Source organism: Telluria sp. ZB4P34 (assembly GCF_059686055.1).
Map to the genome: position 1 here is coordinate 393909 of NZ_JCASIF010000003.1, position 11858 is coordinate 405766.

At 66.3% G+C, this 11858-nt stretch carries 8 protein-coding genes; 6 read left to right on the plus strand and 2 right to left on the minus strand.

The window, feature by feature from the left end:
- Positions 1 to 222 precede the first annotated feature (222 nt).
- On the plus strand, positions 223 to 2058 hold the full coding sequence (dsbD, locus tag AC56KL_RS08710; RefSeq protein ID WP_497179740.1) for a protein-disulfide reductase DsbD: 1836 nt from the start codon (positions 223 to 225) through the stop codon (positions 2056 to 2058).
- An 81-nt stretch (positions 2059 to 2139) separates the two neighbouring features.
- On the opposite strand, the gene AC56KL_RS08715 is transcribed toward dsbD, so the two are convergent.
- Entirely contained in the window at positions 2140 to 2703 is a 564-nt protein-coding gene (locus AC56KL_RS08715) for a Spy/CpxP family protein refolding chaperone (RefSeq protein WP_497179741.1), read from the minus strand.
- Positions 2704 to 2906: 203 nt separating this feature from the next.
- On the opposite strand from AC56KL_RS08715, the gene AC56KL_RS08720 reads away from it, so the two are divergent.
- The 5 genes from AC56KL_RS08720 (at position 2907) to AC56KL_RS08740 (ending at position 10471) form a co-directional block, all read left to right on the plus strand.
- On the plus strand, positions 2907 to 3635 hold the full coding sequence (locus AC56KL_RS08720) for a response regulator (RefSeq protein ID WP_497179742.1): 729 nt from the start codon (positions 2907 to 2909) through the stop codon (positions 3633 to 3635).
- A complete protein-coding gene (locus tag AC56KL_RS08725) occupies positions 3632 to 4990 on the plus strand; it encodes an ATP-binding protein (protein WP_497179743.1) in 1359 nt (452 codons plus the stop codon). Before AC56KL_RS08720 ends, AC56KL_RS08725 begins: the two co-directional genes overlap by 4 nt.
- 124 nt (positions 4991 to 5114) lie before the next feature.
- Positions 5115 to 6323: an efflux RND transporter periplasmic adaptor subunit gene (locus AC56KL_RS08730; RefSeq protein ID WP_497179744.1), complete on the plus strand. Its 1209-nt coding sequence runs from the start codon at positions 5115 to 5117 to the stop codon at positions 6321 to 6323.
- On the plus strand, positions 6320 to 9412 hold the full coding sequence (locus AC56KL_RS08735; protein ID WP_497179745.1) for an efflux RND transporter permease subunit: 3093 nt from the start codon (positions 6320 to 6322) through the stop codon (positions 9410 to 9412). The genes AC56KL_RS08730 and AC56KL_RS08735 overlap by 4 nt, the downstream gene beginning before the upstream one ends.
- A gap of 114 nt (positions 9413 to 9526) precedes the next feature.
- The gene (locus tag AC56KL_RS08740; RefSeq protein ID WP_497179746.1) at positions 9527 to 10471 is read left to right on the plus strand and encodes a hypothetical protein; all 945 of its coding nucleotides are present in this window, start codon (positions 9527 to 9529) and stop codon (positions 10469 to 10471) included.
- 157 nt (positions 10472 to 10628) lie between these two features.
- On the opposite strand, the gene AC56KL_RS08745 is transcribed toward AC56KL_RS08740, so the two are convergent.
- The gene (locus tag AC56KL_RS08745) at positions 10629 to 11786 is read right to left on the minus strand and encodes a sensor histidine kinase (protein WP_497179747.1); all 1158 of its coding nucleotides are present in this window, start codon (positions 11784 to 11786) and stop codon (positions 10629 to 10631) included.
- Between the last annotated feature and the right edge of the window lie 72 nt (positions 11787 to 11858).

An 11858-nucleotide genomic window follows, 5' to 3' on the forward strand; every position in this document is an offset into this window, starting at 1 on the left:
GGAGGAAGCTGGCGGCGATGCATGGCAGGCCGGAGCAAGGCGCGAGGAGGCCGCATGGCTAGCCACGGGTTTGCCAACTGCGCGACGAGCAACGCAGCGCCGGTCTGCCAGGCGCGCCGAAAGCGACTCATTCCCTACTGGGATAGGTTCTTAAGCATTGCCGCAAGCAGGGAAGGGCGCCCCGGTGTACCATTCCGCCGGCACCAACACTCATCTGACACCATGCTCTCGATGCTCTACCGTCTTTCGCGCCCGCTGCTGCAGGCCTGCATGCTCCTGTTTGCCCTCTACCTGCTGCTCGGGGCAGGCGGCGCCAGGGCCGCCGACGACTTCCTCGACCCGTCCATCGCCTTCCGCTTCGAGGCGCGCATGGCTGGCCCGCAAACGCTGGAAGTGCGCTACCAGATCGCCGAGGGCTACTACATGTACCGCGAGCGCTTCGCCTTCCGCGCCAGCGGCGTCAAGCTGGGCGCGCCCGACATCCCGCCGGGCAAGGTGAAGTTCGACGAGACCTTCCAGAAGGATGTCGAAACCTACAAGGGCGCGCTGGTGATCCGCATCCCGGTCGAGGGGAGCGGCCCGTTCACCCTGACGGCAAGCAGCCAGGGCTGCGCGGACGCCGGCCTGTGCTACCCGCCGCAGGAACACAGTGCGCAGCTGTCCGCCGGCGGCGGCGCTGCCGCCCCCACCTTGCCGATCGGCGCCAATGCGGCGCAGATGTCGACCGCGCCGGCGATCGGCATGGCGCCAACGAACCCGGTCTCGGCGCCTGCAGCGGCAACTGCTCCGTCGGCGCCGCCGTCCGAGATGGCCGGCATCGCCGGCATCCTCGAGGGCGGCCGCCTGCTCGCCATCGTCCCGGCCTTCGTCCTGCTCGGCCTGGGCCTGGCCTTCACGCCCTGCGTGCTGCCGATGGTGCCGATCCTGTCCTCGATCATCGTCGGCGAAGGCCGCCAGGCCGGCCGCGCGCGCGGCTTCCTCCTGTCGGCGACCTACTCGCTCGGCATGGCCATCGTCTACACGGCGCTCGGCGTGGCCGCCGGGCTGGCCGGGGAGGGGCTGGCCGCCGCGCTGCAGAATCCGTGGGTGCTGGGCGCCTTCGCCCTCCTGATCGTGGCGATGGCGATGTCGATGTTCGGCTTCTACGAACTGCAAATGCCCGCCGTGCTGCAGACGCGCCTCGCCAATGCGTCCGGCCGCCAGCCGGGCGGCAAGCTGCTCGGGGTATTCGCGATGGGGGCGATCTCGGCCCTGATCGTCGGGCCCTGCGTGGCGGCGCCGCTGGCCGGCGCCCTGGTCTACATCAGCCAGACTCGCGACGTGCTCATCGGCGGCGCCGCCCTGTTCGCGATGGCGGTCGGGATGAGCATCCCGCTGCTGCTGGTCGGGGTCTCGGCCGGTTCGCTGCTGCCGCGTGCGGGCGCCTGGATGGAATCGGTCAAGCGCCTGTTCGGCGTGCTGATGCTGGCGATGGCCTTGTGGCTGGTGTCGCCGGTGCTGCCGCCGGTGGTGCAGATGCTGGGCTGGGCCGCGCTGCTGTCCGGCTACGCCTTTTATCTCCTGCGCAGGCACCGGCACTGGGCCCCGATGGCGGCCGGCGCGGCCTTCGCCGTACTGGGCGCGGTGCAACTGGTCGGCGCAGCAACCGGCGGACGCGACGCGCTGGCGCCGCTGGCACACCTGACGGGCGGGGGGCACCAGGGCCTGGTGTTCAAGCGCATCAAGACGGTAGGGGACCTCGACCGGGAGCTGGCCAATACCGGCGGCAAGACCGTGATGCTGGACTTCTATGCCGACTGGTGCGTGTCCTGCAAGGAGATGGAAAAGCTGACCTTCGTCGATCCGGCTGTGCAGGCGAAGCTGGCCAGCACGGTCCTGCTGCAGGTGGACGTGACGGCCAACGATGCGCAAGACAAGGCAATGCTCAAGCGCTTCAACCTGTTCGGGCCGCCGGGGATCATCCTGTTCGGGCCGGACGGGGCTGAGATTCCGGATAGCCGGGTGATCGGGTACCAGAATCCCGAGAAATTCCTGAATTCGCTGGCTAAACTGCCGTGAGTCGAACGCGCGATCGGCAGAGCCGATTACCCTACCGTAGGGTGATCGGCTTCGCCGATCGCGCGTTCAAGGAGCCTTGGCTCAGCCGCGCATCATCTTGCCATGGCCGCCATGATGACGGCCTCCGCGGCGTTGCTGCTGCTCGTCGAAGACCTTGCGCTGTTCCGGCGTGAGTGCCGCGTACAGGCTGTTCAGGGCCGACAGGCGGGCTTCCATGCGCGCGGTACGCTCCTTCTGGCGGGCGATGCGGCGTTCCAGACGCTGCGGTGCGCTCAGGGCGGCGCGTTCTTCCTTGTTCAGGCGCTGGCCGGCACGCTCGCCTTTCTGCTGCGGGGCCATGCTGGCGACGAATGCCTGCCACACCGGCTGCTGGGCCGGAGTCAGCTTCAGCGCTTCGGCGAGACGGGCCTGGCGCGCGGCGCGCGCTTCAACACGCTTCGCACGGAACTCGGCCATCTTCGCCTGGCGCTGTTCCGGGCTCAGGCTGCGGAATTCGGCGCGCCTGGCCTCGCGCTCTTCCTTGCTCATCGCATGGGCGTGGCGACCTTCCTGCGGCGCCTGGGTCTGTGCCTGCACGCCGAGCGAGGCGCCTGCGATGCCGGCTGCGGTCAATGCGATCACGATGTTCTTGTAGAAGGTGTTCATGTGTCTTCCTTTAGTGAGAGTCTGGTGGGTGTGCACTTTGCATCCGGACTGCTCGCTGCACGGTTCCCATCATCGCCAACAACTGTAACCGTGGGATTTCCCCTGTCCGATACTTTGTATCAATATGTTTCGCGTCCATCGGCATATACAAGCCGATACAAAAACGGTGTCCATCCCTGGCCTAGATGCGGATAATTGAGGTTATGGACAATCCTTCTACGATTTTGATCGTCGACGACGACCGCGACATTCGCACCCTGCTCGCCGACTACCTGGAATCGAACGGCTACCGCACCATCGCGGCCGCCGATGGCACCGGCATGTGGAAGGCGCTCGACGACGCGCGCCCCGACCTGATCGTGCTCGACCTGAACATGCCGGGCGACGACGGCCTGACGCTGTGCCGCAAGCTGCGCGCCACCTCGACCCTGCCGGTCATCATGCTGACCGCCCGCAACGAACCGCTCGACCGCATCCTCGGCCTCGAGATGGGTGCGGACGACTACCTGCCGAAGCCCTTCGAGCCGCGCGAGCTGCTGGCCCGCATCCGCAGCGTGCTGCGCCGCTCGCACGCGATGCCGTCCAACACCCCGTCCGAGAACGTGCAGCAGATGCGCTTTTCCGGCTGGACCCTGGACCTGACCGCACGCCACCTGGTGAATCCGCAGGGCGTGGTGATCATGCTGTCGGGCGCCGAGTTTCGTTTGCTGCGCGTGTTCCTGGAGCACCCGAACCGCGTGCTCAACCGCGACCAGCTGCTCAACCTCACCCAGGGCCGCGACGCCGATCCCTTCGACCGTTCGATCGACATCCAGATCAGCCGCCTGCGCCAGAAGCTGGGCGAGGACGCGCGCATGCCGCAGATTATCAAGACCGTGCGCAACGGCGGCTACGTGCTGGCCGGCCAGGTGACCGTGGAGCCGCCTGCGTGAAAGCATTCTTTGGATCGATGACTGGGCGGGTATTCATCACGCTGCTGCTCGGTATCCTGATCTCGGCGACACTCACCCAGCTGGCTGCCGACCTCGAGCGCCAGCGCGTGGTCCAGCAGCAGCGCGACCAGCATCTTCTCGAGCGCGCGGAACAGCTGGTCATGGCCACCGAGATCGTCCCGACCTCGGCGCGTTCGGTCTACCTGTCCGTGGCCAACCGTCCCGGCCTGCGCCTCGAGGTCGGTCCGTCGCAGCCGCTGGCCAGGACGCCGACCGGCTTCGCCCGTTCGCTGGCGGGGCGTCTGGGCGAGGGCTACAGCATCACCTCGGCTGCCAGCCGCCCGGCCTCCTGCGACATCCCGCACCAGTTTCCGGTGCTGTACGGCCTGGCCAGCGTGCAATGGCGCGGCGCCTGCGAAATGCTCAACGTGCGCCTGCGCGACGGCGAAGATCTGCGCCTGTCGGTGCTGCCGCCGCGCACCTTCCTCACCCCCGAAACCGATTACCGCACCACGATTGCACTGTTCCTGTTCAGCATCGGCGTGCTGGCCTACCTGGTTGCGCGCATGACCACCCGGCCGCTGAAGGTGCTGGCGCGCGCCGCCCAGGACCTGGGCCAGGACATCAACCGCGCGCCGCTCGAGCTGGACGGCGCCAGCGAGATCCGCCAGGCCAGCGCCGCCTTCAACGCGATGCAGGCGCGGATCCGCCAGTACATCTTCCAGCGCACCCAGATGCTGGCGGCAATCACGCACGACCTGCAGACGCCGCTCACGCGCATGCGCCTGCGCCTGGAGAAGGTTTCGGACCAGGAGCTGCAGGAACGCCTGATCGGCGACCTGTCGGCGATGCAGGCCATGGTGCGCGAAGGCCTGGTGCTGGCGCGCAGCATGGACACCACCGAGAACATGCAGGCGCTGGATCTCGATTCGCTGCTCGAGGCCGTATGCGCCGACGCCAGCGATGCAGGGCAGGAGGTCAGCCTGGCGGGCCGCGCCGGCATCGCCCTGCTGGGCCGGCCGCTCGACCTGCGCCGCTGCCTCGGCAACCTGATCGACAACGCGGTGAAGTATGGCCACGAGGCGCGCGTCACCGTCGAGCGCATCAATGGCGCCGCGCGCGTGCGCATCCGCGACGGCGGTCCCGGCATCCCGGTGGGCGAGCTGGGCCGGGTGTTCGACCCCTTCTACCGCGTCGAAACCTCGCGTTCGCGCGAGTCGGGCGGCACCGGCCTGGGCCTGACGATCGCCCGCAACATCGCCGAACAGCATGGCGGCAGCATCGCACTTGCCAACCACCCGGAAGGCGGCCTGGAAGCCACCCTGGTGCTGCCGGAGTATTACCCGAATAAATAAAGACCGGATGAATAATCCGGAAACATGAGTATGCGAGAATGCAGCGCCGCGCGCTGGCAACACTGCGCTTGCATACCGGATCACACTAGAGAAAGAGCCGCGGGCAAGGCGGCAAGGGACGAACATGAAAAAGAAGAATGCGGGATTGATCGTGGGCGCCGTGGCGCTGGCCGTGGCTGGCGCCTGGTACCTGAACAAGGGCGACGGCGCCCAGGCCGACGGTTCGGGCGGCAAGGGCGGCCCCGGCGGGCCGGGCGGCAAGGGCGGCATGCCGCCGGTGACCGTCAACGTGGTGGCGCCGCAGCGCCAGGACGTCGGCATCGAGCTGTCCGCCAACGGCACCGTGACCCCGGTGCGCACGGTCGACCTGCGTCCGCAGACCACCGCCACCATCCGCCAGGTGCACATCCGCGAAGGCCAGTTCGTCAAGGAAGGCCAGGTCATGTTCTCGCTGGACGACCGTGCCGACCGCGCCGGCGTCGCCCGCGCCGAAGCGACCGTGGCGCAGAACCGCGCCACCCTGGCCGACCTCGAGCGCCAGTACAAGCGCAGCCAGGAACTCGCTTCCCAGGGCTTCCTGTCCCAGAGCGCCGTCGATTCCCTGCGCAGCCAGGTCGAGGCGGCCCGCGCCCTCATGCAGAGCAATTCGGCGGCGGTGCGCGCCAGCCAGGTCAGCGCCAGCTACACCACTATCCGCGCCCCGATGTCGGGCCGCGTCGGCGCCATCGACATCCACCCGGGCGCCCTGGTGCAGCCGGCCACCTCGCTGACCACCATTACCCAGCTCGACCCGATCGACGTCTCCTTCAGCATGCCGGAATCGGCGCTCGGCGCGCTGCTCTCGGCCCAGCGCGCCGGCAAGGTGGCGGTGCAGGCCAGCACCGGCGGCGGGGCCAGGCCGGTCACCGGCGAACTGAAGTTCGTCGACAACGCGGTCGACCCGGCCGCCGGCACCATCCGCGTGAAAGCCCAGTTCGGCAATCCCGATGCCAGCCTGTGGCCGGGCCAGTACGTGAGCACCCGGGTGATCGTGCAGACCATTCGTGACGCTGTCGTGATTCCGCAGAACGCCATCATCACCAGTACCCAGGGCACCTTCGTGTACGTGGTGGGCGAGGGCAACGAGGCGAAGCAGGTCAAGGTGGCGCGCCTGCACGGATTCGGCGAGTATGCTGCCGTGACAGGCTTGGCCGGCAACGAGAAAGTCATCACCGAAGGCAAGCAGAATTTGCGTCCGGGCGGTAAGGTCCGGCCGGCCGGCGCAGCTGCCGGCACGCCCGTGGACAGTACACCCGTCGCCGGTACGCCTGCGAAGAAAGGTGAAAAGGCATGAACCTGTCCGAGCTGTGTATCCGCCGCCCCGTGATGGTGGTATTGATGTCGCTGTGCCTGATCCTGGTCGGCATCCTGGCCTACATGCACATTCCGGTCGCGGCGCTGCCGAGCTATAACACGCCGGTGATCAACGTCAACGCGAACCTGGCGGGCGCCAGCCCGGAAAACATGGCCTCGTCGGTCGCGCTGCCGCTGGAAAAGCAGTTCGCGACCATCGCCGGCATCAAGATGATCAGCTCGACCAGCACCCAGGGCAACACTTCCCTGACGCTCGAGTTCGACGAGTCGATCGACGTCAACCAGGCCGCGGTCGACGTGCAGGCCGCGCTGCTGCAGGCCCAGCGCCAGTTGCCGCAGGAAATGACCGACCTGCCGTCCTACCGCAAGATCAATCCGGCCGACGCCCCGATCCTGTTCATGCACATGACTTCGCCGTCGATGGACTTGTCGGAGTTGAACGACTACGCGGAAAACCTCGTCTCCCCGGCAATCTCGACCCTGCCGGGCATCGCCCAGGTGACGGTCAACGGGGGCAAGCGTTTCGCCGTGCGGGTACGCGCCAGGCACGACCTGATGAGCGCGCGTAATATCTCGATGTCCGAACTGGCCACGGCGCTGCGCTCGGCCAACTCCATCACCCCGCTGGGCATCCTGGACGGCCCGACCCAGAGCCTGACCATCCAGGGCGGGGGCCAGCTGATGCGCGCCGCCGACTTCGCCGGCCTGATCGTCGCGACCCGCGACGGCCAACCCGTACGCCTGCGCGATATCGCCGAGGTCGAGGACAGCTACCAATCGGTCAAGGCCATGGGCAGCCTGAACGGCGAGCGCTCGATCGTCCTGATGGTCCAGCGCCAGCCCAACGCCAATACCGTGCAGGTGGTCGACGCGGTGCGTGCGCTCTTGCCGCGTTTCGAGGACCAACTGCCGCGCTCGATCACGATCCACTTGGTAAATGACCGCTCGGAATCGATCCGCGAAGCGATCCACGACGTCAACCTGACCCTGGCCGGCACCGTGCTGCTGGTTATCCTGGTGATCTTCCTGTTCCTGCACCGCGTGACGGCGACCTTCATCCCGGCCGTCACCGTGCCGATCTCGCTGCTGGGCGCGCTCTCGTTGCTGTATGCCTTCGGCTATAGCCTGGACAATATTTCGCTGCTCGGCATCACGCTGGCAGTCGGCCTGGTGGTCGACGACGCCATCGTGGTGCTGGAAAACATTGTGCGTCACATGGAAATGGGCAAGAAGCCGATGCAGGCGGCACTGGTCGGCTCGCGCGAGGTGGCCTTTACCATCATCTCGATTTCGATCTCGCTGGTGGCGGTGTTCATCCCGATCTTCTTCATGCCGGGCGTGATCGGCCTGCTGTTCCGTGAATTCGCCGTCATCGTCGGCCTGGCGGTGCTGGTCTCGGCCCTGGTGTCGCTGACCCTGGTGCCGATGCTGAGCTCGCGCATGATCAAGCATGGCGGCCACGTCGATCCGAAGGAAATGTCTTGGGTCGGCCGCCGCTTCGAAGCGATGTTCACCAACGTGCGCGACGGCTATGCCCGTACCCTGGACATGGCCTTGCGCCACCGCTTCCTGGTCCTGATGCTGGCGCTCGGTACCTTCGTGCTGACCGCCGTACTGTACGTGACCATGCCGAAGGGCTTCTTCCCTGAAGAAGACATCGGCCAGCTCCGCGTGACGGTCGAGGCAGCCGAGGACACATCGTCGCTGGCGCTGCAGAAGCTGCAGGCCCAGGTGGTGGACATCGTGCGCGCCAACCCGCACGTGAAGCACGTGACTTCGTTCACGGGCGGCGGCAATACCGGCCGCATGTTCCTGGTGCTGAAACCGCGCAGCGAGCGCCCGCCGATGCCGGAAGTGGTGGATGCGCTGCGCAAGGCGACGCGCCAGGTGGCCGGCGTGCAGGTATTCCTGTCCCCGGTGCAGAACCTGCAGCTGGGCGGGCGCCAGTCCAAGAGCCGTTACCAGTACACGCTGCAGAGCGTGTCGGGCGGCGAGATCGGCGGCTGGGCCGAGCAGTTCCTCGAGCGCATGCGTGCGGACCAGCGCTTCCGCGACGTCACCAGCGACTCGCAGAACAAGGCGCTGCAGGCCACCATCGACATCGACCGCGACAAGGCGGCGCTGCTGGGCGTGGAAATGGCCGACATCCGCACTGTGCTGTACGCCTCGTTCGGCGAGCGCCAGGTTTCGACCATCTACTCCACCGCGGCCAGCTACTATGTGATCCTGGAAGCGGCCGAAGCCGATCGCTACTACGACGAGGCGCTGTCGCGCGTGTCGGTGCGTTCCAGGAACGGCGACCTGGTCAAGCTGTCGAGCTTCGCCACGGTCAAGCGCACGGTCGGCCCGCTGGCGGTCAACCACCAGGGCCAGCTGCAGGCGATCACGCTGTCCTTCAACCTGGCGCCGGACGTGCCGCTGGGCGACGCCACCACGGCAATCGAGCAGATGGGCCGCGACATGAAGCTGCCGGCCTCGATCATCACCAACTACGGCGGCGACGCCCAGGTGTTCAAGGATACCCAGTCGAGCCAGCTGATCCTGATCATCGCCGCCATCGGTGTGATTTACGTGCTGCTGGGCGTGCTGTACGAGAGCTATATCCACCCGCTTACCATCCTGGCCGGTTTGCCTTCCGCGGCGGTGGGGGCGCTGCTGACGCTGTGGATGTTCGACATGGACCTGACCCTGATCGCCATGATCGGCATTCTGATGCTGATCGGTATCGTGAAGAAGAATGCGATCATGATGATCGACTTCGCCCTCGATGCCCAACGCAACCAGGGCATGCTGCCCAAGGATGCGATCCGCGAGGCCTGCATCCTGCGCTTCCGCCCGATCCTGATGACGACGCTGGCGGCGATGATGGGCGCCTTGCCGATCGCGCTCGGCATCGGCGCGGGCGCCGAGCTGCGCCAGCCGCTCGGCCTGGCGGTGGTGGGCGGCCTGATCTTCTCGCAGGTGATCACGCTGTACATCACTCCGGTGATCTATTTGTACCTCGACAAGTACAGCGGCACCGGCCCGATGACGGACAAGCAGCTGGCCAGGCTGGAAGCGGCGCATTGACCGGCAGGCGGCAGGCGGGCAAGGCCCCGCGTGCCGCTATTACCCCCAAGGCCGCCTAAGGTTCCCCTAAGGTGCGCCGCTGCCGCAAAACGGTTAGACTTCGGCTCTCAAGTAGTGAAGACAGACACCGACCAGGAAACCCGTTCGACCTTGCGCGACCATTCCCACATCTACGACGAGCACAGCGACGTGTGCACGCACTGCGGCCAGCCCCTGCCGATGCAGGGGCGCGCCGTGCTCGCGTACGGGCGCCAGGGGCCGAACCGTCCGGCGCTGGCCGGCGCGATCCTGCTGCACCTGCTGCTGGTCGTGATCTGGCTGTTCCAGCCCGACAAGGACGAGAAGCAGGCCAAACCGGCCTCCGGCGACGACGGCAAGGTGGTCTACGTCGCGCCGATGCAACAGAAAGCGGCGGAAGCGCCGCGCGAGCAGGCGCCGAAACCCTTGCCGATGCCGCCTGTCGAAGTGCCGCGCCTGGAGCGCATCGAGATCGCGCGCCTGCCCGACACCATCACCACCCCGCCGGAACAGCCGGTCAAGGAAACCAGGCCGCCGCAGAAGTTCGACGAGCAAAAGCCGGTCGACATGCAGGACTTCATCAACGCCCGCCGCCGCCAGCGCGGCGCCGCCACCGGCAGCGAGCAGCCGTCCGAGGAAAGCGAATCGGCCAAGGGCATGCGCAACGCGCTGGCCAACATCGCCGCCATCAACGGCCGCGGCCGCGAAGACCGGAACGAGAGCGGCGGCGTGTTCTCGGTGTCGAACAAGACCTTCCACAGCATGAACCTGAAGTTCCGCGGCTGGAACCCGAACTTCCAGCGCCGCTGGCTCACGCAAGTGACGGTGGAGCAGGGCAGCGAGCCGGATATCGAGATCGCCGTGGTCAAGAAGATGATCGAGCTGATCCGCAAGGAGAAAACCGGGGACTTCGAGTGGGACTCGCACCGCCTCGGCCGCATCGTCAAGCTGAGCGCGCGGCCGCAGGACACGGACCAGCTGATGACCTTCTTGTTCAAGGAAATGTTCCCCGAGTACAAGCCGCCACAGCAGTGGCGCTAGGGTCAAGGCTGATCAGCCAACATTGGAGCCCGGCCTTCGCCGGGATAAAGGTCTCCAGGTTAGCAGGAGTGTCGTTGTGCTGCTGCTACCAAAGTGTCGCCCGCGGCGGCGAAATATCCCGCCGCCACGATGATGTGCTTGATCTCAGCGATAAGGCTCATGAGCCGTCCGGCCCCTGTCCCGCTTTGCCATCTTTGACAAACGGTCGACAGTCGACTGGAATATCGATGAGGAAGGTTGTGCCAAGCTCCGGCGAGCTGTCCACCGAGACGCTGCCCCCGTGGCTCTCCGCCACCGCTTTGACGAACGGCAGGCCAATCCCCCACCCAGCGGCCGCCAGCGGTCCCGCTTCGCGGCGCAAATATTCAAAGATGCGATCGTGCTGGTCCTCGGGAATTGCAATGCCTTCGTTGTGCACGCTCAGCATCAGTCGGCCGCGTGTTTGGCCCGCCATGATCCTGACCACGCCGCGGTCGCCGTACTTGATCGCGTTGTTAATCAGATTTTCCAGAGCGCGGCGCATCGAGCCGCGGCACCAATGTCCCATGACCGGGTCGCCCAATGTCTTGAACACGACATCCCTGTCGCGGCTGTCGGCATATTGATCCCGCGTTTCCCGGACCAGGTCGAGGATGTCGAAGCGGGTCAGGTGCAATGGTACTTTCGCGCCGCCTTCGAAAGTGAAAGCGTCGAGCAAATCCGCCATCATTTTGTCGAGCCGGTCGGCGTTCGATTCGATCTTGAACGCAACATTGCGGGCCATCGCCATGTCCGGAGCCAGGGCGATGAGTTGCGCGCCGTTGGCGATGATCGCCAGGGGCGTGCGCATGTCGTGCGAAAGGGCTGCGGCCACCTTGAGCCGAAGCTCTTCATGGATGCGCGTGAAGGCGCGGACTGATTCACGCGTCGCCGCGTTGATCGAATCGTCGATGATGGCCCATTCCTTCTCGCCCAGTTCAACCCGTCCTTTAGTCATGGCCGCGATCGATTCGCGGAAGATTTGAAATTCGTGGATCACTTGATCCGGGCCGAACGGCGTCATGCGCGCGCGCTCGCAGCCATGCGCTGTAGGGGAGTTCGTCCCGCTCGCGCCCTGTTCGCGTGGATGGGCAGGGCTGAGCGCCTCGGCGATATTGTCGAAGAATGCCGGCAAAGTGTTCGTCAGCACGGGCCGCAGCAAATCATGGGCGCCTTCGACGCGCTGGCGCACCTCTCGCTCCCAATGGTCCATGACCGCATCGCGCATCGATGCAAATTGCGAGGCGATCGGCGATAGGCCGCGCCCGTCAATATTTTGATCTGTCGCCAGTGTCATTCAGTGCTCTCAGAGTAGCCCCGCGCGAGATCGGGGGCGTGATGCAAAGCCATGCTCGGGACGGCGCGCGCA

What these genes read in the sequence shown, in the direction of transcription:
- dsbD (WP_497179740.1), top strand. Translation starts at nt 223, where the DNA reads ATGCTCTCGATGCTCTACCGTCTTTCGCGCCCGCTGCTGCAGGCCTGC.
- AC56KL_RS08715 (WP_497179741.1), bottom strand. Translation starts at nt 2,703, where the DNA reads ATGAACACCTTCTACAAGAACATCGTGATCGCATTGACCGCAGCCGGC.
- AC56KL_RS08720 (WP_497179742.1), top strand. Translation starts at nt 2,907, where the DNA reads ATGGACAATCCTTCTACGATTTTGATCGTCGACGACGACCGCGACATT.
- AC56KL_RS08730 (WP_497179744.1), top strand. Translation starts at nt 5,115, where the DNA reads ATGAAAAAGAAGAATGCGGGATTGATCGTGGGCGCCGTGGCGCTGGCC.
- AC56KL_RS08735 (WP_497179745.1), top strand. Translation starts at nt 6,320, where the DNA reads ATGAACCTGTCCGAGCTGTGTATCCGCCGCCCCGTGATGGTGGTATTG.
- AC56KL_RS08745 (WP_497179747.1), bottom strand. Translation starts at nt 11,786, where the DNA reads ATGACACTGGCGACAGATCAAAATATTGACGGGCGCGGCCTATCGCCG.